Raw genomic sequence first — 19,859 nt, forward strand, 5'->3', positions numbered from 1 at the left:
TTCCTCCGTTTCCGTCAGTTTAGCTTATCAATCACCATTTTTGGTGTCTTGCGCTAACCAATTTTGGTGATTACGCTAATAACCAAATTTGGTTACTCACTTAAATTAGCTTGGTGTGGTTATGCTTACGGAACAAATCAAATCCCTTATCGAAAATGAATATGCGCTTAGTCCTCGACTTACTGGCGTGTTCTTCCGTAAGCACCTGAATCAATCTATGTATGGTGATGACGGCCAACTCACTGAGTTCGCCATTCAATGCCATCACTACTTTAACGAACTCAAACGCGCTGCTGAGCAAAAAGCCTTTCATGCTCGTCTTGAACAATGTCGTCTTCAACACGAACAACAGCAAGAATCAGTTAAACGCGTTAATCAGTCCGTAAAGAAATCCGCTAACCAATCTCGAGCTCAGTTCATTGGCTCTCTGCGTTTTGAACTCAATCAAGGCGTTCTGATGGTTCGCTCGGTTTCTCGTTCAATGCCAACACCAACCAAATGGATTCGTCGCTATCTCAAGAAACTTGGCGTACATCGCGTTGGTAAGTCTTTGTCTAACGGTGTTTTATTTACTGGTGACGCTGTCACTGAAATCCTCACTTGTTTGCAAGCTAAACAGGCTAAGAACGACACCATACCGTTTGAACTGAATATCAGCGCCCTGCCGATTTTAGCTTGGTTTCGTTCGCCACTCAGCCTTGGCACTCCAACATTGGAGGCTCAGTGCTCATGAACGAAGCTCAAATCATCTATTACGACTTGCTGCCTGACTACACGGTGTCTGTGTTGGTCAAAGGTTGCGACGAATGGGATTTGCTTAAATCCATGTCTCATCTTGAGTCTTGGGCTTCGTCTCAGTTCGCTTCTTATGAGTTGGTGTCCATCACCAACACGACCGTTGAACAACGTATCAATATGGGGGTGTTCGATGACTACTGCAACTAACATCCTTAAAAGTTTCGATGAGCAAAGCGTTCATATCGACTACCTGTGTTTTACGTTTGCCGTGAAGGATTTACGTCATTGTCACGATGCCGTTCGTCGATTGCACAAGCATGAGGAATACAAAGGCTTTGCCAAATCTGGGCTGTTACAGCGTCACTGTCGTGCACCTAAGTTCCCTGCTCCACCTGTGTTTAATCCGACGGTCGCTCAGACTTCCGACGAGATTGATGCGTACAACAAAGCCTTTGATATCTGCTATCGCAACTACTTGGAAGACTGCTTACGTATCTTCACCAATCAAGTGCTTGGTCTGTCGCTGTCTGCACCTCGCGGTTTGGGTTTCCAGTTCTACACCGAATCCATGAAACTGACTTCGCCAGATGGTGAGGACTTCTGCGGCTTCGTTGGTATCGGCGGTAACAATGACACGGTGCATTTCCAAATCAACGGAACGGGATGCAAGCATGTATTTGCCCGTCGTCCTACGTGGTCGCTGCATGACTGGCTGACCAATGTGCTTGGTGTGCAAACTCTGGCGCGTGTTGACTTGGCCTATGACGATTACGACGGGATTTTTGATTGCGAATACGCTTACAAGGCGTGGCGTGATGACTGTTTCCGCACCGCCGAACGTGGTCGTGGCCCGGTGCTTCATGAAGATATGACCATTGCCAGTATCGGCAAAGACGGCAAACCGATTTACACCAAAGAGCAATACTCGATTGGTTCGCGTACCTCGCGCATTTACTGGCGTATCTACAACAAGGCTCTTGAGCAGAAACTCGCGAACACGGGCCTTGTCTGGTATCGCTCTGAGGTCGAGCTTAAAAAATGGAATGTTGATGTGTTGCTGAATCCTGCTGGCGCGTATGCCGCGCTGAATGATTTCGCTGCGTCAATTTCTACTGCTAAGAAATTCAATACCAAACCCGTCCCGACGAAACGCGCGGCGTTAGACCTGTTGGCCTCTGCGCACTGGATGCGTCGCCAGTACGGGAAAATCCTTAATTCACTTATCGAGTTCCATGAGGGCGACATTGAAACCGTGGTCGGTTCCCTTGTCCGTGATGGAACGAAATTCACCTTCCCCGATACCTACGGCAAGTTGGTGACTCACATATTGGAGACTTAACAAATGGCTAAATCCGTTTTTGTACTTGGCATGGATATCACTTGGAACTCAGCTCGTGGTGACAGTGCTCAACTGAACGTGTCACGACCTCTACGTGAAATCAACTCGGAGAAATTCAAACGCCGCACTATCGGTGAATCGGGTGATGTGAATCCCCAATGGGATCAACCTTTGATGATTGATCATCAATACGCCCTATTACTTGAACGTACTGGTGCTCTCGTTCCTCGTCGTGAATACCAATTGCGCTTGGAGATTAACCCAGAAGACCCATTGGCGGGTGCCATCGTTACGGAACTCATCCCTGTGGATGACGACATCAAGAAACATTTTGAAGCCTCGCTAAAGGCTAAATAAGGAATTTCGTTATGCCTGTGTGTGCTCTACCTAACGCGGACGGTTTTCTCGCTGTCGTTCCTGACATTGAAGCGGCTTCATGCAGTGGTTATGTCATGGTGACGGCTCAAGAATATGACACGTTAATGAGCTACACACAGCTGACTCCAGGAGAGATATCTCAAGCGTTCGGCTTGGGTTTTACCTTGGTGTTCGTTGGCGGCTATCTCTCAACTTACGCCATCAAGATGGCAATACGTTTAATAAAACTACTTTGAGGAATCTGTTATGAAACGTCTAAACGCGCTTAAAAAGTTCGGTAAACAAGCGGCGGCAACCGTCACTGTTGCGGTGCTTTCTGTCCCTGCTATGGCGGCGGAAGGTGGTGCGGCTGACCCGTTCTCCGCTATCGACTTATCTGGTGTGGCAACCAAAATCGGCGCGGCAGGTCTGGTGATTGTCGGCATTACTATGGCTTACAAATCCATCACTCTTGCTAAGCGTGCTGTGAACAAGGCTTAAGTTTATGTTGGCCGTTCTCCACGATGTCCAACTCATCGTCTTTGTGCTTTTGGGTGGCATTGCCGGATACGTGGCCAGCCAAAACTTTAGAGGATAAGGGGGCTTCGGTCCCCTTTTTTAATGGTGAAAACGTGAATAAATCACTCTTTTTACTTCTGTTTTCGTGCTTGTTTTTATCACTTAATGCAAGCGCGGCTCAACCAACATATAAGGTTTCAGACGTTTCAGCTTATCCCGATTGTAAGTTGCTATTGGGTATGAGAGTTAACCCTGCCTCTTATGTCTCTTGTTATGAAAACAAGTTTGTTAACTACAAGGATTTCTCGACTAAGTCCTGTTATTTGAGGCATGGCAAATACGTTGTAGATATTATGTGTCACACAACCAGTGCTTCTTGGCCTCTTTATCGTGCAGCAGGATTCTTTCAAAATTCAGCTCAATGTCCTCCCGACCATGAAAAAGTAGAAGACGGGTACGTCGTATCATGTGAACCCATCGTTCCTGCATGTGAGTATGGTGAAAACCCTGATGGCACCTGTATGGACGCTTGCCAGTTCAAAAAATCCATTGATGAAACCAAGCTGCTTCAATGGGTTGCATACGTCTACGGTGAACAAGTCACTGGGGCATGCTATGGCGACTTTGGGGCAACCCGTTGCGAATTAGGCCGCGTTCCCAGTGATACTACGCTTTGTACGGATGTCGAGTCTGGTCAATGGACTCAAAACACATTATGTCACGGTAACTTTCAGTTCACGGGCAATCAGTGTGAAGGTGGCACACTCTTCTGGGGTAAAGATGGCCCTGATACTCCTATCATTCCTGATGACCCAATTCATGACCCTGACGACCCAACAGGCGACATCGAAGACCCTAGCGTATTACCTGATGGCTCAACCAATACGGTGAATCCACCGGATACTGAGAAAAAGCCGGATGTTGAAGACCCTGATACTGATGATTCAACAGACATGGCAGTATTGAATGCGATTAAAGGCTTGAACTCGGATGTCAACAAGGCGCTAAATGATATGAACATCGACATCAATCAAGCCAGTGCTGACGTTCAAAACCAAATCATTGCATTAAATGCGTCGATGGTCACCAATACGCAAGCCATTCAAAAGCAGCAAATCAACGACAACAAGATTTACGAAAACACTAAGGCCCTTATCCAACAAGCGAATGCTGACATCACCACGGCCGTGAACAAGAACACCAATGCCATTAATGGTGTGGGTGATGATGTAGAGAAAATTGCAGGGGCAATGGATGGTATCGCAGAGGATGTTTCCGGCATTTCCGACATCTTAGACGGCATTGCCAACACAGATACGTCTGGCGCAGGTACGGGTGGTACGTGCATCGAATCTCAAACCTGTACAGGTTTTTATGAGTCGGCCTATCCCGATGGCTTAGGTGGTTTGGTGTCCGGTCAGTTAGACAATCTCAAACACAACACCATCGACAACTTTGTCAGCTCGTTCGGTGACCTCGACTTATCCAGTGCCAAGCGCCCTTCTTTCGTGCTCCCTGTGCCGTTCTTCGGTGACTTCAGTTTTGAAGAGCAAATCAGCTTTGATTGGGTGTTCGGTTTTATTCGTGCGGTGCTCATCATGACGTCAGTGTTTGCGGCGCGTCGTATCATCTTTGGAGGTTAATATGGAATGGTTAGTCGATTTATTTAACAAGCTGTTGGTGTTCCTCTATCAGCTTTTAATCTCGCTGGTCAACATGCTCAAAGACCTGTTCTTTTGGGCGGTTGAGCAAATCATGGCAATGGTGAATCTGTTGCTCTCTGGTGTGTTCTCCCTATTCGCTCCGGTCGATATGAGCCAGTACATGACCAGTATTCCGCCTACCGTGGCTTGGGTCATGGCGGCGGTCGGCGTGCCTCAATGTCTGTCCATCATTCTGGCCGCCATTACGGTGCGTTTGATGCTGCAATTGATTCCGTTTACGAGGTTAGGCTCATGATATACGCCATAGCAGGGAGACCAGGTGGCGGTAAAACGTATGAGGCTGTCGCCTATCACATCATTCCGGCCATTAAAGATGGCCGCAAAGTCATCACCAATATCACCTTAAACATTGATTGGTTCGTTAAGGTGTTTGGTGAAGACGTTCGAGAACTCATCAAAATCGTGGATGGTCGTTTAACGGATTTCGGTTCGACTACGCGCCCTTTCAGCCAGATTGAAGACTACTCCGACGAATGGCGTAATGAAAAAGGACAAGGGCCACTTTATGTGGTCGATGAGGCGCACATGAGCTTGCCAAGTCGAGGCTTGGCCGCGCCGATTCTAGAATGGTACTCAATACACCGTCACTACGGTGTTGATATCATTTTGCTTACGCAGAACATCCGCAAAGTGCATCGAGACATTAAGGACATGATTGAAGTGACCTACCGATGCACAAAGAACACGGCCATGGGCTCAACCAGTTCTTACACCAAGAAAGTGCAAGATGGTTGTGCCGGTGAAGTGGTGAACACCTCTACCCGATTTTATAAGTCGGAATACTTCCCGTTCTATAAGAGTCATTCGCAATCCAACAAGCAAGTTCAGGAAGCCGAAGCAAAAGACATTCGCCCGTTCTGGAAGCGCTGGCCTGTCGTCGGAACGGTGGTGCTTTTATCGCTTGGGTTAGTTTTCAATATCTGGGCTTGGTGGCCAGAGTCAGAGCAACCGCCCGACCCCGTTAAACCACCACAACCAGTACAAGCGCAGCTGCCTGACGGAACGCCAACGGTAGATACGGCAGAAACCAAAGCGAAGAAGAAAAAGAAAGCATCAGGGTTCGGGCCTTTGGAAGATTACGACTTCTATATCACCGGATACGCAAAGCAAATCGCCTACACCAAACGGCTGAAGTATGCTGCCGAACTCGACCGTGACCTGACGTTCTACAAGATATACATCGATGTGTACGATGGCCGCGACAAGCTATTCAGTTTCGATCATCTGGACTTGGTAAAGATTGGGTATCAGTTCGAAGTGTTGAGCGATTGCGTGTATCGAGTGACTTGGGAAGAAACAGAAAGGATCTTCACGTGTGGCCAAAGAGAAAAGCCGTCAGACATATTGCAGCAAAACATGCCTGTCCATATCTAGACCGCTCGCCACAGCGTCGAAGCTAGCGCAGTCTGCGTAGACCGAGGAAGCGGAACATGTAGGACACCAAACCTTGGCACTTCCACACCGAACTTAATCATGGGGCTCTATACGAGCCCTTTTTTATTACGTGCGCGGTATTGCGAGCATTTTGGGAGGGGCCCGCTTTGCGGGAGGGACCTAAAAGCGGAGCAACCCCCCGAATCTGTATTACGGGGGTAAATTCCACCAAACTTCGGTAATCTGAGAGCTACCCCCCGAATCTGTATTACGGGGGTAAATTCCACCAAACTTCGGTAATCTGAGAGCTCATTGAAACTAAAATGGAGAACGATTGATGCCTTGATATAGTTTCGGCACAATACATGGATTGAAAATCGTTTAAAAAGTGTCAGGAGCACTAGGTAAACTATGAGAAAACGATATACCGAATTAAACAACCTATGGTGTCATAAAAAACTTGCAGTATCTGTAATTATGGATCATTTGAAAGATAACGAACCAAGCTCCTACTATCTTAGTGCTCAATTTAAAGAAGGCTGGGTAGTCGATAACTATGATGAAAGTTACACAGTAAATATGTCGTTTTCTGTATATGACGAGAGTATTGATTCAAATATAGAGCTTCATCTTCAAGTTTTCTCTTCAAAAAATGATGAGATTGGCTCAGTCACTAGAATGTAAAATCATACGCTTTCCAATTCTCTACACTTTATTATCGTGTCACGTTCTAACAGGGTTGCGATATGTGTTTTGTCATAAGAGCTTCTAGCTTCAAACCGAAGCAACGGATGGTGTCCGTTAAGTGCATTGTTTACGTATATATCTCGTTCTTGTCTCTTCTTTTGCCTATGAGATGCGTCATCCAGCTCGATGACCGCCAATACTTTTGTGTCTCTATCCGTTATCACATAGTCCATTCTTTTAGCCCAAGTTCGAGAGTTGTCTTTAAAGTTGGTAGGTTGAACCAACGCCATTAAAGAGACCTGACTATGAATGACATATTCTTCCGGTAGAAGCTCCTGCAACACTTTATAGAATCTGCGCTCTGTCTTGGTGGCTAAGTATGTACTTTTCTTGTGAGGTATAGAATTAGTCTTATTGCCAGTGTTCGGCAGAGGTACTTCGACTATCTTTGGGTTCTGCTCTACAGCTTTTGGTTCAAAAGAATGTATGCTGTTCGGTCTTCGAACCGCTGCACCTTGTTCCCATTCGTTAAGCCTGCGTTTAGGTTTCTTACCCTTCTTTGTGAATAGATACACAATACACGCTAAGGATATAAGTATCAGTAATTCAGGCACTTTCTGTTCCTCACTCATAAAAAATGAGTGCATGGTAGCATACTGATTTTGTTCGAAATGTTAATGAAATCAGCTTTTATGCGCTCCAATGCCGTATTACAAGAATTCATGCTCTCGCTATTTGCATAACGCAATTAGGCACTTTAGCAACAGTTGTGTTGATACAATTACGTCACTATCGATTTGCTTATAAACCTATCTTATTTAAGAAAAAAACTAATTCAATACACATAGATTTCAATGGTACGATAGAAGAATGTCTATCAAAGTGAGCCTGAGATGAACGCCTTAGATACACGCAATGCTTTGCAACAGTACTGCACATCCAATCATGTTGATTACGCTATTTTGTTTGATGGGGACTGGGGAACAGGAAAGACCGAGTTTGTCAGAAATTACCTGAATACATTTCATAAGTACAACTTTCTACATATTTCTTTATTTGGTTTGTCAACGATAAAGGAGATTGAAAATGAAATATATAAATCAATGGCATTTCTCGAACAAAATGAAGAACTATACGGAGCTTTAAATTCAATTTCCCTATCATCAGAACAAGCTCGATTCGGTGGCGTTGGTTTTGCTATAAAATCTGTTTTTGAGCACTATAAACAAAGAAAAATAAACGGCTCAAAGAAATTAATCATATGCTTTGATGATTTAGAGAGATGGAACGGAGATGTAGATGTCTGTCTATCCTATGTTGCAAAGTTAGTTGAACAATACAACACGCGGACTATTATAATATGCGCTCAAGAAAGACTAGAAGAAGAAAATAAGAAGTCTTTAAATAAGGCATTGCAAAAATCTATACGTTATCGATATTATTTTTCTCATGATTCAAATTACATTATTGATGAGATACTATCTCCTCTTTTTAAAGAAAAATACTCCGATTGTCAAATATTAGATTTGTTTTTAACACAAAATAAAAGGGAAATTTGTGATTTTATATCAAGGTTTGAATTCAAAAACCTTAGAAACATATTTACTTCATTAGAGTTATTTTCAATTGTCTATCAGAATAATAAGTCCACATTTGACAAATCACCTGTGCGCGCCCTTAATTTCCTTTTTGCATTAATTGTCATGATATTTTTGTTAAATGGCAACATCTTAACTGAATCCACAAAGAAATTATTTGAAGATAAGGATAGTTCAAGCAGTTACAGATTTCTCTCAGAAGTCGGTTACTTTGAAAAAGAGCCAATACTTGATAGTAAAACTAAAGAAACGCTTAGTTTTCTTTTTCATCATGATGTCGCCGTTAGTCAATACGCTATATATTCAATAATCAGGTATGGCTATTATATCGAAAGTTATTTTGATAATGCCTTTGAATCATGGGAGGGTAACAATGACTTGGCGTCATATTTTGATGTATTTCAACACTGGTACCTTGATGATAAGAGTGCAGATACTCTTCGTAAAAAGATATTCAAGAGTTTCTTTATTGACTGTTCAATAATTCACCCTAAAGAAATATTAAAGTTTGCACAAAGAGTTTCATCTGACATAGAGAGAGGCTCATTAAATATAGATTTTTTTAAGTTCAAGGAAAAAGTAAAATTACATATATCGTATCTGTCACACTTTGAACGACTAATTACCGATGGTATATATATGGAAGATGGGTATGATGAAGAGAGATATGACTGCGAAGACATTAGAGCACACCTAAAAGAAAGTATTTTGTACATCGAAGGCATCAACAACAAGAATACTATAATTGATTTTTGGTATAAGCTAGGAAAATATGACGACACAGAAGCAATAGCGAATAGACCAGAGCTATGCTTACCTATTTTTAATGGCATTGTTCCCAAAGATGCATTGTCAGCTCTAGAATCTTTGAGTAATGAAAATCTCTTTGAGTTCGCCAGACGAATGGGAAGTCGATACCAAGAAAAAAGAAAATGTAATGAAGATGATTATGTCAGAGCCAATCAACTAGCAGACTTAATCTTAGAGAAGTATGGTGACAAGTATTCGGTATCAAGTTCACACTTCAAAGCTATCGCGAAACAAATCAAAAACTACCATACCGATTAAAACACGAAGGACTCTTCTCAGAGTCCTTTATGCACTATTTATTTGTTGCTAGCACTCTAGCGTATCGTAAAAGTTTGCTCATTATTCTTCGGTCGGGTTCTGCACCAATTTCAATCAACGCTATTCCAGTTAATACTTGCTGAGCCGTTACCAGTTGTCCTGTTGGAAGTTCTAATCTATCGTAATGCATTTTAAAGTTCTCCCATTGCTCAGATGGGCTAAGTTCTCTTCCCTTTGTCATTCTCATGAGCCGTTTACACTCAGGAGGAATGGTTTTCCCCTTATCCCATTCTTTGACTGTTCTCACAGTTTTTAAACAAAGTTCAGCAGCTTGTTCGACGGATAAACCACATTCAAATTCACGAAAAATATAGTTTTTAGTCATTTCGTGATACTTCATTGAATAGTCCCTCAAAAGAGAGACATTTTATAGGACTAGCATATGCAATCGCATTCAACATAAGCAGATATAATGCGCACCAAGGGGTGATTTGTTAACAAAGGCTAACTCTTTGATTAAGCGTTTCATAAGTGTCTGATAACCAAACTGTAATTTTTAATTTTGTGAGTTTCCATAGCTCAAGTTACTTGTACTATTCGTAACGATTGTTTTGTGCAATCAACGAAAAACCACTATAAGCCTGACCGCCACATAATGTTGCGTTCGGTAACGCCCAAAACAACAAGAAAAATAATTTTAGTCAGTTATTCAATATGCGAGCGTTGTCATGTTTCGTTCCTATCAATCCAATGGCAGAAAAACTACTGTTGATTAAAGCGCTTGGTTATTTGCCTAATGATTTGCGTTGGTCTGGGTTTCGTATCTGTGAAAAACGAGCTGTGTTTATCACACCGTCTGGTCGTGAGTTTAGCCCTAAAGAATTGGAAAGCTTTGTGTTCTGGCGTGACGAACATCGTCAGTTTGTGGAAATGTACGGACACTTCGAATATCCCAAGATTTACCCCGCTAAAGAAAACGTGTTGCCGTTTCGTGGCGGCCGTAGAATGAACGCCGCAGAATGGATACCTAGTAAATTTAGAGGTAGAAAATGGAAAATTTAGGCGGATTATACTCCGCCTTTTTGAGATTTTGCCCACTCTAGAATTTTTGCGTACTGCCTATCTTCAGCCTCTTTTTTAGTGCGACCATAACTCTCTTTAAATGTCTTCGGCTCTATAATTTCTTTGCTAGGTATAACTTTTTGAGTTTTAGCAGATGCCCAGTAATGATAAATGTCACCTAGTGGTGGAATTATCGGACCCACAATTACTTTATGTTCAAAACCTAAGTCATTCAGTAAACTAATTGCTAGTTTGCGGTTATCCACGCTTTTACCTCTCTACCTTCGGTTGTTTTTATCTTTCGCTCCACATAACCCGCAGCCTTCAATTTCTGCAATGTGTGTGGCTCTTTGGGATTGCGTAGCTGATAAACTGGACGACAAGTCTTGATGTCCTCACCAATAAACTCTAACAAATCTCTTACGTCTAACACTTGTTTTGCTCCAACTCGGCTGTTTGCAATATATGCGCTTGCAATAGATTTGCACAATCTTCGAGATTTTCTTCATCTGCCACCTCATTAAGAATTTCAAATAGCTGATGGTTGTCCAATTTCGGATATTCACTCCTAAGTTGTATGCTACTTGTGGTAAAAAGTTTCATCGAATCTCCCATATTCTTTTTTAAAAAGTATAAATATTCAATGCGTTACCAGCAATACAGTTTGTCCTTTTGCATACATAAAAACCCTCAAAAATAGAGGGCTTTTATGTTCACTTTCAGTTCGCGCACACTTCTGCAGCATCCTTAGGCATCACCCAGCCATGCATTTCTTCTGATAGAACAAAACGTAGGTCATCAACTGTCATACTTTTAACTACCGAAGGAAGCCAATGGAATTTATGGACAAGATAGAAATAAACGGCATCCATGCCATCTAGTGATTTATAACCTTCTCGTTCTGCTAGGAAATCCCCGAATACATCTAATGAAAATGCCAAATCCGTATCAACTTTATAAATTTGTCTTCTTGTGAGGTAGTGTTGTTTGTCTCTCATTTGTGGTTCTCCAATAATTGAAATGTCTAGGAAGCGCCACATTAGTATGATTTATTGTACATATCCACTCCGCCAAAATTTTTCGCACACCATTGCCACACAAAAAAGCCGAACCCCATCGCTAAGGGTTCGGCTTTTTTAGGCTTCTGCTTTGGTGGCTTTCATTTGAAGCCTGTCGAGGTCAATCGATCCGCCAAAAGTATAGGCTCCCTACTCGCTGTGTAAATCGTCATTAATGACGTTTCGAACCAGTTCGCAGGGTTACGGATTATAGAAACCAATTGATTTGCGGTAACTCGGTCTTGCTTACTTTAAACTGAAGGTTCACGAACCAGTTGTTATATGTATGCGGATATATTTTTCAGGATGTTTGTAACGATATCGCTTACCGGTTTTTAAGTTTGAACGAGCAAAACGGCAAACTTTTGTATCTCCGCTTCCAGTAACTCGTTTTACTATTGCTACTTTTCCTTTATGTTCCATTTCAATCATTAAATCGCAATAACCATCATATTGGTCGAACTGCTTATCGACTTTCTTTTGTAGCGTCGATTTAATTTTCTTAGCCACTGGATTTGTTTCTGAATCATCGGCCAATGTTGACGCTGTGGGTAACAATAATAAAAATAAAGTGACAACGTATCGCATTCGTAAATCCATTTTTGATAAATGGACTGATTGTAATTTTTTATGCGTCAAATGCTAAAACGGGACACAATTTTGCGTCCCGTTTAACGTAGATAAGTAATTGATATGTCGGCTAAGCTTGTTTCTTGCCTTTATTAGCTTTGAAACCTTGATGAGGAAAAACATTTCGAATTCGTTGTTGAACTTTCTTTGGTACGTCTTTAGAAAAGACCAGCCTCATTCCGGAGCGTTGGTTGTACACTTTGAGTTCACCAGTAAATGGGTCATGTTCGCCAATATCTTGTAAGTTATGTTTAAAAGATGGAGGTATATGCCCTTTTACCTTGCTCAAGTGGCCGTCATCAAAACTCACTTTTAACACGGGTCTATCCACGGCGATCAACCAGAATATGACGATTGCAGCAATTAATATCACATATAGCATCTAACACTCCTTAGCTGGATAGTAGCTTACTCAAGTCTTCTTTGATGGACGTAACTTTCTGGCTTGCTTTTTCACTTCTTGAGGCTTCTGAAAGTAGATATTCAATGGCATCAGACAGCGTACACCCCAGTTCATTAGCTCGATTAGATAATTTTTCCCAAACACGGTAATCAAGATCGATCGATTTCTTTTTGGTGTGAACTTGTTCTGCGTTGAAGTGGCGCTTTCGTTTTGCGCGAATTGCCTGCTTGAGTTTGTTCTCTAGCTCTTCAGACATGTGTTTTTCAATCCAAGCTAGCACTAATGTAGGTTCGTGCTCTATGCGTCGTAACTCGGCGACAGCTGCATCAGCTTCACTTGTATCAATATGTCTGGTAATCGCTTCACCATCTTTCCATTTTTTGATTAGATACTTCCACTTCCATCCACACTCTAAATTTTCAAGTTGCTGATATTTCATTCTTTCTGACTCATAAAGCTAACCTGGTGACAGCGTAACCCAGTTATAGTTATTCATCAATGAAAACTCTTTGAAGTATCGATGTTGATCACTCATTTGTCCAAATGATACTCAACGAGTTATTTGCATTTACAACTACACCAATTGGCACTAGGGAGTTCAGAGCCCTTTCGTTATAATGACCGCAATATTGAATAATGATGAAACTAAATGAATCAACTTAATTGGAAAGACGTGACTCCTTCGTTCGAACAGTACGAAGACATTTTAAAATCTGCCTCCTCTCTACCTAAGAAGAAGTTCGTAGAACTTCAACCAAGACTCCTCGCTACTGTTGAACGATTCAAGAAAATCAAAGGCTTGACTCGAGTTTTGGTAATAAACTGTGCAGATAATACGGTTTATCGTAAGTTTATTTGTGACGTGGTCACTGATGGTTTAGAGCCTACAATAATGACAGAGTCTTTGGACGCAAAGCTCTTGTTTGATCGCTACAGTGTTGATTTAAAAGGCGATGTTGTAGTTGAAGCTGGATTACTTTCCAAGGCTAACGGCGGGTATTTGATTTTACCAGCGAATCTCATTTTGGCGAATCCCGGATATTGGCCGAGCATTAAGTCTGCCATTCAAGGAAAGTCAGTAAAACCCTTGAATGTAAGCCCTACTCGACTACCTATTTTAACGGCCGATGAAAAAGAATTTGACGTTAAGATTATTGTTACTGGCGATCGTAATCAATTGGCCGACCTTGAGTATGTTGACGAAGATTTTTCAACCGGCCTAACGATGTATACCGAAGTTGAAGAAGATATCCACTTATCTGCAAGTAACTTAGAGTTGTATGTAGGTTTGGTGAATTGGATTTGTTCGGAGTACGGTTTCCCATCGTTGGATGAAGGTGCTTTTCAACGGTTACTATTAGCAGGCATGCGTTTAACTGAGGACCAACATTATTTGCCTTTAGGTGTGATGTGGCATTGCCAACTACTTAGCTTAGCAGCTCAGTTTAGCGATCAAAATATCATTGATTATGTGGCGATAGATAAAGCCATCGACGATAAATATTATCGAGAGTCTTACCTTCCTCAACGTGCAGTTTATGACATTCTTGATGGTCAGGTCATCATTGAGACTACTGGCGAACAAATCGGCCAAATTAACGGACTCACGGTTATTGATATGGCCGGGCATCCTGTCTCTTATGGCGAGCCAGCGCGAATTTCATGTGTTATTCACTTTGGAGATGGTGACATTTCCGATGTTGAGCGCAAAGCTGAACTTGGAGGCAATCTTCATGCGAAAGGCATGATGATCATGCAAGCATTTTTAAGCTCTGCTTTGAATTTGGATGAACCACTGCCTTACTCTGCGTCCATTGTTTTCGAGCAATCCTATAGTGAAGTTGATGGTGATAGTGCTTCATTGGCAGAGTTATGCTGTTTGGTAAGTGCACTGTCTGAATCACCGGTTAATCAACAAATCGCGGTGACTGGCGCGGTGGACCAATTTGGCCGAGTACAAGCGGTAGGCGGCTTAAATGAGAAGATCGAAGGTTTTTATCAAGTTTGTAAACACCAAGGCTTCACTGGTCATCAAGGCGTTATTATGCCTAAATCGAACTTGAAGCACCTTGCTTTACATAAAGATGTCATAGAAAGCATTAAGAATGGTGAGTTCCATATTTGGTCGGTTTCTACCGTTGATGAAGCAATACCAATTCTAATGGGCAAATCATTCAGAGGCGAAGATGATAGCGTCATCGGCAAGATCGCCGAACGTATTGAAAATTTTGAAAGACATGAGCATCCAGAAGGAATTGTGCAGCGCATCAAAAACTGGTTTGTCTAGTACTGATCGGAGTTGTTTAGCGTACACGTGTTCACTAACATGCATCTGTCAAAAATTGGAGTAATTGATAATGCAAAACAAACGTGATTCTTACAACCGTGATGATCTTCTTGCTTCTAGCCAAGGCGAGCTTTTTGGTCCGGGTTACCCACAACTTCCTGCACCAAACATGCTAATGATGGACCGAGTTACTAAAATGTCTGAAACAGAAGGTGATTTTGGTAAAGGTTTAATTCTTGCAGAGTTGGATATTACTCCAGATCTTTGGTTCTTCGATTGTCACTTCCCTGGCGACCCAGTAATGCCTGGCTGTCTTGGCCTTGATGCAATGTGGCAGCTTGTTGGTTTTTTCCTAGGCTGGGTTGGCGGTAAAGGCAAAGGCCGTGCTCTTGGGGTTGGCGAAGTGAAATTTACTGGTCAGATCCTACCAACAGCGAAAAAAGTGACATACGAGATCCACATGAAGCGTGTTGTTAACCGTAAATTGGTAATGGGTTTAGCTGATGGTCGTGTATGTGTAGATGGCAAAGAAATCTACGTAGCAAAAGATCTGAAAGTGGGCTTATTCCAAGACACTTCAAGCTTCTAGTCTCCTACTCTGAATTATTTAAGAAGGCTCCTTTAGGGGCCTTTTCTTTATCTAGATAACCATACTCCTAGCTATCAAATGCAGAAAAGGCTCTTAACGAGCCCTTTCAAATCCTTCTGTTTGTATGTGGAGAGTTATTTGTAGAGACCAGATTGTTTTTCATCTCTGGCATCACGCCAACCACCTAACCAATACGACCGAGCGTCAATTTGTTGATATGGGCAAGCCTCTTGAGACCTTCCATTCAACCCAGCTTTATAGCCTTGAGATTGAGCTCGTTCTAGGCGATCACGCTTTTGTCTCTTCATAGTTAATTCCTCATACAGGTCCATTTACTAACGTACAGCTGTTATTGTGAAACTTTGGTGGAGTTTTTATGACTCCACTTATAAGAATCGATCAAATTGCGCGATTTCTCAAGGCATAAAAAAAGCAGAGACTCAATTCTGTGAGCCTCTGCTTGAATTAAAAATTACTGACTATTTTCTACGGAACCCAAACAAACCAAGCATGGTCAAAGCTAACCAACCAAGGCCTGCGCCTTGACGTTCCGCTGTTGCTTCTTCAACACTTCGTGGTTGAATATTAGCTTTAGTTGCACCTGGAATCGGCTTAAGCTTGACAGCAACGATTTTCTCTTCACCGCTACTACAGAAAGAGTTGTGAGCCGTTGTGTCGTAACCGCCTGCGCACTTCATTGCTGTCGCTGAGATAACGCCGGCGTCGTTGATATCTGAAGCATTAATGATACGGAACTCGTTGTTGCTGTCAGAAATATCTCTAGCGCTTGCGCTCTGATCGTTTGCACCGTTGGTAAGATCGTCGAGAAACCACGCTTTGCCATCGAAGATTTCTTTAGCACGCTCACTAACTGTACCACCTTGAGCATATGGATAGATAAATCCACGCTTACGACGAGGTTTACCCTCTTCTTCACGAGTCTTCTCAGCGTCTAATTGACCAACAATCTCATTGTATGAGTTGATGCCACCCATTTGACCGCCAGCACCGCTAAAGAATATACCAGAAGTTGGGTAGAAGGCACTTACTGAGCTCTTAGTCACATCGTCAACAACAAAAAGACGATTTGGTGCTGACCCCGTTGGCATTAAGTAAGCCCCCGAACGTTTGGCTTCACCAATCGCAACAAAATTTGCATTTACATCAGTTAGACGTGAGTTGGTATGAACCGTATCACCACTGATTCTTTGTTGGGCACCATCAACTTCTTTATTTACCCATGTAGAATCAACGACTGAGCCTTCTTTTGCCAACGTTCCTACGAAGACTGTTGCGTTCATGTAGTTGTTGTCACTGTCATAGGTGTTGTACCCAACACCATAAACAGTTGAACCTTTTACAACAAGATCTCGCATGCTACCTTGTGCCAAGCGTTCATCTTCTTGAGCTTGTCCACTTGGCCAATTTAATTCGAAGGCAGAGCCTGTCGAGTCCCAAATGGCAGCTTTAGACGTAGAATGGTCGCCATTATCATTGTTAGCAAATCTCGAAACGCTACCTACAGTAAATGTTCCGTTTGTTTTCCAAGCCCTGCTTTCTAGAACTTTGGGAGTAGTACCATCAGTTTCGAACTGCGGCTCTACTCCAGGTGCAACAATGGTATTTCGAGTTTTTAGTACCGGAGGTGTTACCGTTTGATCAACAACACTCTGATTACCTACGGGCTCACCGTCTTTAGTCAGACTGTTAATGATATTATTGTACTCATTTGTATACGCTGAAGAATCGATTGTATTGGGCGTATCCCCCTCAACATAAGCTAGTGCATTTGGAGTAAAATCTTTATTAAACGCTTCTTTTTGCCAAGGATTCCAATGTACGGATGCCCAAGATTCACAGGTTGAGTAGCGACGTTCGTTGAAACAGTATCTTTCAAAATCGTCATACTCTTGTACGTAATAGAAGCCAGAATCCAAAGCAAATGGCACTTCTTCACGGTAGCTAACACCGTCGACTTCTTGCCCAGTTGAGATTGGGGTTACTCGCGTTTCAAGCGCAAGTTTAAAGTGCTTTGAATCACAATCTGCTCCTTTATCAAAACAACCTAGCGCGAAAGGTTTTCCTGTATCAGGATTATTATCCACGTCACCTTGTTGAATTGCGACACCGTGCATTGTTTCCGTAGTGACGTTTTCAGGGGAAACTTCAACTACTTGATACAGTGCTGCATTAGCATTCATTGCGGTACCCACCATCAAAGCGACAGCGGTTAACTTGAATTTCTTACTACAATTCATTGAATTCTTAACTATCCTGTTGCATTGCTTCGAGTTCTTCCCATCTCTCGAATGCGATTTCTAACTCCTGCTCTAAAGCAGCAAGTTGTTCCAATACCGGTTGAGTCTGCTCGACTGGCTTAGCGAAAAACTCAGGGTCATTCACTTGTTCTTGCAGAGTTTCAATATCCGATTCTAACTGTTCTAGCTTAGCTGGAAGAGCTTCTAATTCTCTTTGCAGCTTATACGATAACTTCTTAGAGTTGTTCTTAGGTTGAGTTGTTTTGGGAGTTTCCTCAACCACTTTCTCTTTTTTCGCTGGTTTTTCCGTCGAAAAACGAACTGCAAGTGCTTGATCACGTTGCTGCTTCGCATCGTGATAACCACCCACGAACTCTTCGATTACACCGTCACCTTCAAAAATCCAGCTAGTCGTTACTGTATTATCAACAAACTCACGGTCGTGACTTACTAACAGCAACGTACCCTGATAATTGGCAAGCATTTCTTCTAAAAGTTCCAACGTTTCGATATCCAAATCGTTGGTTGGCTCATCAAGAATAAGTAAGTTATTAGGTTTCAGTAAGATACGAGCGAGCAACAATCGGTTTTTTTCTCCGCCAGATAAGGCTTTAACTGGCGTGCGAGCGCGCTTTGGTGCAAACAGAAAATCTTGAAGATAGCTTAAAGCGTGACGCTGACGACCACCTACCATTACTTCCTGCTTACCGTCCGCTAAGTTGTCGATAACAGTTTTCTCAGGATCGAGGATCTCACGGTATTGATCGAAGTAAGCGACTTCAAGCTTGGTACCACAATGTAAGCGACCCGATTGAGCTTCTAGTTGCCCAAGCAATAACTTCAGTACGGTACTTTTACCACAACCATTTGGACCAATAAGGGCAATACGATCGCCGCGCATGATGTTGAAGCTGAAGTTATCAACAATTTGCTTACCGTCGTAAGCAAAAGACACATTCTCTGCTTCAAAGACGATTTTGCCTGAGCGTGACGCATCATCGATATTGAGATTAACTTTACCCTGCACTTCTCTGCGGTCGCGACGCTCTTCACGAAGTTTCTTAAGTGCTCGTACGCGTCCTTCATTACGAGTACGACGCGCTTTAATACCTTGGCGAATCCACACTTCTTCTTGAGCCAGTTTCTTGTCGAACTCAGCGTTTTGCATCTCTTCAACACGAAGCATCTCTTCTTTCTCAAGCAAGTAATTGTCGTAATCACCAGGGAAAGAGGAAAGTTGCCCGCGGTCTAAGTCGACAATACGTGTCGCCATAGATTTAATGAATGCGCGGTCGTGGGAAATGAAGATAATCGAACCTTTGAAATCTTTCAGGAAGTTCTCTAGCCATTCGATGGTTGTGACGTCCAAATGGTTGGTTGGTTCGTCAAGTAGTAATACATCAGGGTCACAAACTAGAGCGCGAGCTAATGCCGCCTTGCGTTGCCAGCCGCCAGATAAGTCACGAAGTAATGTGTCTGGACTTAACTTTAGGGCACTAAGTACGTTTTTAACTCGGTCATCAAAACGCCACGCATTGGAATGATCCAATTGTTCTTGAGTTTTTGCTAAGCGGTTGATGTTCTTTTCGCTTGGGTCTTGCGCAACAAGATCAAGAAGATCATGGTAGATCTTAAGCTGTTCGCCAATTTCCGCTAAGCCACCAGAGACATACTCATAAACAGTACCTTCTTGGTTGCGCGGTGGATCTTGCTCCAAACGAGAAACAACAACATCTTGTGTTATTTGAATTTTGCCGTCGTCCAGTAAGATGTCGCCAGCAAGTACTTTCATCAACGTTGACTTACCAGCACCGTTTCGCCCTACTAAACAAACACGCTCATTTTCCTGCAAAGCAAACTCTGCGCGGTCTAATAGCGGATGATCACCGAAAGCAAGTTGCGCGTTATGAATGGTAAGTAATGCCATTATTTTCCAACCAATTTTTGAGTTCATCTAAATCGAACGGCCAGTTCAACTCAGAATCTTGATATTTTAATACGGGTATCGTTACACCGTAACGAGAAAACAGTTCATCATCGAATGCGATATCGATAATATCTGTTTGTTCCGCCAGGCCGACCTGGCTTACTAGAGCAAATGCCATCTCACAAAGATGGCACCCCTCTGTGCTATACAATGTCAGCACTTATACGTCCTTATACTCAAT

At 42.6% G+C, this 19,859-nt stretch carries 26 protein-coding genes; 14 read left to right on the top strand and 12 right to left on the bottom strand.

What is annotated here, in order from left to right:
* Window positions 1-121 precede the first annotated feature (121 nt).
* The 10 genes from OU793_RS06180 to OU793_RS06225 all read left to right on the top strand — a co-directional run bounded on the left by OU793_RS06180 (window position 122) and on the right by OU793_RS06225 (window position 6,735).
* The gene (locus OU793_RS06180) at window positions 122-733 is read left to right on the top strand and encodes a hypothetical protein (RefSeq protein WP_159404116.1); all 612 of its coding nucleotides are present in this window, start codon (window positions 122-124) and stop codon (window positions 731-733) included.
* Window positions 730-945 (top strand): hypothetical protein, encoded by a 216-nt coding sequence (locus OU793_RS06185; RefSeq protein ID WP_005488200.1) that lies wholly within the window; start codon window positions 730-732, stop codon window positions 943-945. The genes OU793_RS06180 and OU793_RS06185 overlap by 4 nt, the downstream gene beginning before the upstream one ends.
* The gene (locus tag OU793_RS06190; RefSeq protein WP_005477651.1) at window positions 929-2,077 is read left to right on the top strand and encodes a replication initiation factor domain-containing protein; all 1,149 of its coding nucleotides are present in this window, start codon (window positions 929-931) and stop codon (window positions 2,075-2,077) included. Before OU793_RS06185 ends, OU793_RS06190 begins: the two co-directional genes overlap by 17 nt.
* 3 nt (window positions 2,078-2,080) lie before the next feature.
* A complete protein-coding gene (locus OU793_RS06195) occupies window positions 2,081-2,434 on the top strand; it encodes a DUF1293 family protein (protein WP_015975173.1) in 354 nt (117 codons plus the stop codon).
* Between the two features lie 11 nt (window positions 2,435-2,445).
* Complete coding sequence (locus tag OU793_RS06200; RefSeq protein ID WP_015975174.1) at window positions 2,446-2,691, top strand: hypothetical protein; 246 nt, start codon at window positions 2,446-2,448, stop codon at window positions 2,689-2,691.
* A 10-nt stretch (window positions 2,692-2,701) separates the two neighbouring features.
* Window positions 2,702-2,935 (top strand): major coat protein, encoded by a 234-nt coding sequence (locus OU793_RS06205; protein WP_015975175.1) that lies wholly within the window; start codon window positions 2,702-2,704, stop codon window positions 2,933-2,935.
* 131 nt (window positions 2,936-3,066) lie between these two features.
* Window positions 3,067-4,596: a methyl-accepting chemotaxis protein gene (locus OU793_RS06210; RefSeq protein WP_029811602.1), complete on the top strand. Its 1,530-nt coding sequence runs from the start codon at window positions 3,067-3,069 to the stop codon at window positions 4,594-4,596.
* Between the two features lies 1 nt (window position 4,597).
* On the top strand, window positions 4,598-4,912 hold the full coding sequence (locus OU793_RS06215; protein WP_015975177.1) for a DUF2523 family protein: 315 nt from the start codon (window positions 4,598-4,600) through the stop codon (window positions 4,910-4,912).
* Window positions 4,909-6,051, top strand: a complete 1,143-nt coding sequence (locus OU793_RS06220) for a zonular occludens toxin domain-containing protein (RefSeq protein WP_159404115.1) — start codon at window positions 4,909-4,911, stop codon at window positions 6,049-6,051. The genes OU793_RS06215 and OU793_RS06220 overlap by 4 nt, the downstream gene beginning before the upstream one ends.
* 411 nt (window positions 6,052-6,462) lie before the next feature.
* Entirely contained in the window at window positions 6,463-6,735 is a 273-nt protein-coding gene (locus tag OU793_RS06225; RefSeq protein WP_159404114.1) for a hypothetical protein, read from the top strand.
* Between the two features lie 2 nt (window positions 6,736-6,737).
* Here OU793_RS06225 and OU793_RS06230 read toward each other — a convergent pair whose 3' ends face one another.
* Window positions 6,738-7,385: a DUF2726 domain-containing protein gene (locus OU793_RS06230; protein ID WP_159404113.1), complete on the bottom strand. Its 648-nt coding sequence runs from the start codon at window positions 7,383-7,385 to the stop codon at window positions 6,738-6,740.
* Between the two features lie 246 nt (window positions 7,386-7,631).
* On the opposite strand from OU793_RS06230, the gene OU793_RS06235 reads away from it, so the two are divergent.
* Complete coding sequence (locus OU793_RS06235) at window positions 7,632-9,404, top strand: P-loop NTPase fold protein (protein WP_159404112.1); 1,773 nt, start codon at window positions 7,632-7,634, stop codon at window positions 9,402-9,404.
* Window positions 9,405-9,438: 34 nt separating this feature from the next.
* Here the strand turns inward: OU793_RS06235 and OU793_RS06240 are convergent, their stop codons facing one another.
* Complete coding sequence (locus OU793_RS06240) at window positions 9,439-9,804, bottom strand: regulator (RefSeq protein ID WP_159404111.1); 366 nt, start codon at window positions 9,802-9,804, stop codon at window positions 9,439-9,441.
* Between the two features lie 314 nt (window positions 9,805-10,118).
* On the opposite strand from OU793_RS06240, the gene OU793_RS06245 reads away from it, so the two are divergent.
* Complete coding sequence (locus OU793_RS06245) at window positions 10,119-10,466, top strand: phage protein (RefSeq protein ID WP_025625195.1); 348 nt, start codon at window positions 10,119-10,121, stop codon at window positions 10,464-10,466.
* Window positions 10,467-10,471: 5 nt separating this feature from the next.
* On the opposite strand, the gene OU793_RS06250 is transcribed toward OU793_RS06245, so the two are convergent.
* The 6 genes from OU793_RS06250 to matP all read right to left on the bottom strand — a co-directional run bounded on the left by OU793_RS06250 (window position 10,472) and on the right by matP (window position 12,996).
* The gene (locus OU793_RS06250; RefSeq protein WP_025527044.1) at window positions 10,472-10,732 is read right to left on the bottom strand and encodes a hypothetical protein; all 261 of its coding nucleotides are present in this window, start codon (window positions 10,730-10,732) and stop codon (window positions 10,472-10,474) included.
* A complete protein-coding gene (locus tag OU793_RS06255) occupies window positions 10,714-10,899 on the bottom strand; it encodes a hypothetical protein (RefSeq protein ID WP_025527046.1) in 186 nt (61 codons plus the stop codon). The genes OU793_RS06250 and OU793_RS06255 overlap by 19 nt, the downstream gene beginning before the upstream one ends.
* Window positions 10,900-11,185: 286 nt before the next feature.
* On the bottom strand, window positions 11,186-11,464 hold the full coding sequence (locus tag OU793_RS06260; protein ID WP_025527047.1) for a hypothetical protein: 279 nt from the start codon (window positions 11,462-11,464) through the stop codon (window positions 11,186-11,188).
* 324 nt (window positions 11,465-11,788) lie between these two features.
* A complete protein-coding gene (locus OU793_RS06265) occupies window positions 11,789-12,112 on the bottom strand; it encodes a hypothetical protein (protein WP_015296753.1) in 324 nt (107 codons plus the stop codon).
* 112 nt (window positions 12,113-12,224) lie between these two features.
* Window positions 12,225-12,536 (bottom strand): DUF3634 family protein, encoded by a 312-nt coding sequence (locus OU793_RS06270; protein WP_005494983.1) that lies wholly within the window; start codon window positions 12,534-12,536, stop codon window positions 12,225-12,227.
* 10 nt (window positions 12,537-12,546) lie between these two features.
* Window positions 12,547-12,996 carry a macrodomain Ter protein MatP gene (gene matP, locus OU793_RS06275; protein WP_005494981.1) on the bottom strand — a complete coding sequence of 150 codons (450 nt, stop codon included), beginning with the start codon at window positions 12,994-12,996 and terminating at the stop codon, window positions 12,547-12,549.
* A gap of 210 nt (window positions 12,997-13,206) precedes the next feature.
* Here matP and OU793_RS06280 point away from each other — a divergent pair, with 210 nt between their 5' ends.
* A complete protein-coding gene (locus tag OU793_RS06280) occupies window positions 13,207-14,844 on the top strand; it encodes a Lon protease family protein (RefSeq protein ID WP_024699850.1) in 1,638 nt (545 codons plus the stop codon).
* 70 nt (window positions 14,845-14,914) lie between these two features.
* Window positions 14,915-15,433 (top strand): bifunctional 3-hydroxydecanoyl-ACP dehydratase/trans-2-decenoyl-ACP isomerase, encoded by a 519-nt coding sequence (gene fabA / locus OU793_RS06285; RefSeq protein WP_005390081.1) that lies wholly within the window; start codon window positions 14,915-14,917, stop codon window positions 15,431-15,433.
* A 134-nt stretch (window positions 15,434-15,567) separates the two neighbouring features.
* Here fabA and rmf read toward each other — a convergent pair whose 3' ends face one another.
* From rmf to OU793_RS06305, 4 genes are all read right to left on the bottom strand, one after another.
* Complete coding sequence (gene rmf / locus OU793_RS06290) at window positions 15,568-15,741, bottom strand: ribosome modulation factor (protein ID WP_005532367.1); 174 nt, start codon at window positions 15,739-15,741, stop codon at window positions 15,568-15,570.
* A gap of 171 nt (window positions 15,742-15,912) precedes the next feature.
* Window positions 15,913-17,691, bottom strand: a complete 1,779-nt coding sequence (locus tag OU793_RS06295; RefSeq protein ID WP_140104015.1) for a DUF3466 family protein — start codon at window positions 17,689-17,691, stop codon at window positions 15,913-15,915.
* Between the two features lie 7 nt (window positions 17,692-17,698).
* On the bottom strand, window positions 17,699-19,618 hold the full coding sequence (locus tag OU793_RS06300; RefSeq protein WP_005490212.1) for an ABC transporter ATP-binding protein: 1,920 nt from the start codon (window positions 19,616-19,618) through the stop codon (window positions 17,699-17,701).
* Window positions 19,596-19,838 carry a glutaredoxin family protein gene (locus tag OU793_RS06305; RefSeq protein WP_011105882.1) on the bottom strand — a complete coding sequence of 81 codons (243 nt, stop codon included), beginning with the start codon at window positions 19,836-19,838 and terminating at the stop codon, window positions 19,596-19,598. Before OU793_RS06305 ends, OU793_RS06300 begins: the two co-directional genes overlap by 23 nt.
* Window positions 19,839-19,859: the final 21 nt, after the last annotated feature.

The organism is Vibrio sp. VP6 (assembly GCF_028823755.1).
In the GTDB taxonomy this organism is placed as follows: domain Bacteria; phylum Pseudomonadota; class Gammaproteobacteria; order Enterobacterales; family Vibrionaceae; genus Vibrio; species Vibrio parahaemolyticus.

Coding starts and splice junctions, on each gene's coding strand:
- OU793_RS06180 (WP_159404116.1), top strand. CDS start 122: ATGCTTACGGAACAAATCAAATCCCTTATCGAAAATGAATATGCGCTT.
- OU793_RS06185 (WP_005488200.1), top strand. CDS start 730: ATGAACGAAGCTCAAATCATCTATTACGACTTGCTGCCTGACTACACG.
- OU793_RS06190 (WP_005477651.1), top strand. CDS start 929: ATGACTACTGCAACTAACATCCTTAAAAGTTTCGATGAGCAAAGCGTT.
- OU793_RS06195 (WP_015975173.1), top strand. CDS start 2,081: ATGGCTAAATCCGTTTTTGTACTTGGCATGGATATCACTTGGAACTCA.
- OU793_RS06200 (WP_015975174.1), top strand. CDS start 2,446: ATGCCTGTGTGTGCTCTACCTAACGCGGACGGTTTTCTCGCTGTCGTT.
- OU793_RS06205 (WP_015975175.1), top strand. CDS start 2,702: ATGAAACGTCTAAACGCGCTTAAAAAGTTCGGTAAACAAGCGGCGGCA.
- OU793_RS06215 (WP_015975177.1), top strand. CDS start 4,598: ATGGAATGGTTAGTCGATTTATTTAACAAGCTGTTGGTGTTCCTCTAT.
- OU793_RS06220 (WP_159404115.1), top strand. CDS start 4,909: ATGATATACGCCATAGCAGGGAGACCAGGTGGCGGTAAAACGTATGAG.
- OU793_RS06225 (WP_159404114.1), top strand. CDS start 6,463: ATGAGAAAACGATATACCGAATTAAACAACCTATGGTGTCATAAAAAA.
- OU793_RS06230 (WP_159404113.1), bottom strand. CDS start 7,385: ATGCACTCATTTTTTATGAGTGAGGAACAGAAAGTGCCTGAATTACTG.
- OU793_RS06235 (WP_159404112.1), top strand. CDS start 7,632: ATGAACGCCTTAGATACACGCAATGCTTTGCAACAGTACTGCACATCC.
- OU793_RS06240 (WP_159404111.1), bottom strand. CDS start 9,804: ATGAAGTATCACGAAATGACTAAAAACTATATTTTTCGTGAATTTGAA.
- OU793_RS06245 (WP_025625195.1), top strand. CDS start 10,119: ATGCGAGCGTTGTCATGTTTCGTTCCTATCAATCCAATGGCAGAAAAA.
- OU793_RS06260 (WP_025527047.1), bottom strand. CDS start 11,464: ATGAGAGACAAACAACACTACCTCACAAGAAGACAAATTTATAAAGTT.
- OU793_RS06265 (WP_015296753.1), bottom strand. CDS start 12,112: ATGCGATACGTTGTCACTTTATTTTTATTATTGTTACCCACAGCGTCA.
- OU793_RS06270 (WP_005494983.1), bottom strand. CDS start 12,536: ATGCTATATGTGATATTAATTGCTGCAATCGTCATATTCTGGTTGATC.
- matP (WP_005494981.1), bottom strand. CDS start 12,996: ATGAAATATCAGCAACTTGAAAATTTAGAGTGTGGATGGAAGTGGAAG.
- OU793_RS06280 (WP_024699850.1), top strand. CDS start 13,207: ATGAATCAACTTAATTGGAAAGACGTGACTCCTTCGTTCGAACAGTAC.
- fabA (WP_005390081.1), top strand. CDS start 14,915: ATGCAAAACAAACGTGATTCTTACAACCGTGATGATCTTCTTGCTTCT.
- rmf (WP_005532367.1), bottom strand. CDS start 15,741: ATGAAGAGACAAAAGCGTGATCGCCTAGAACGAGCTCAATCTCAAGGC.
- OU793_RS06295 (WP_140104015.1), bottom strand. CDS start 17,691: ATGAATTGTAGTAAGAAATTCAAGTTAACCGCTGTCGCTTTGATGGTG.
- OU793_RS06300 (WP_005490212.1), bottom strand. CDS start 19,618: ATGGCATTACTTACCATTCATAACGCGCAACTTGCTTTCGGTGATCAT.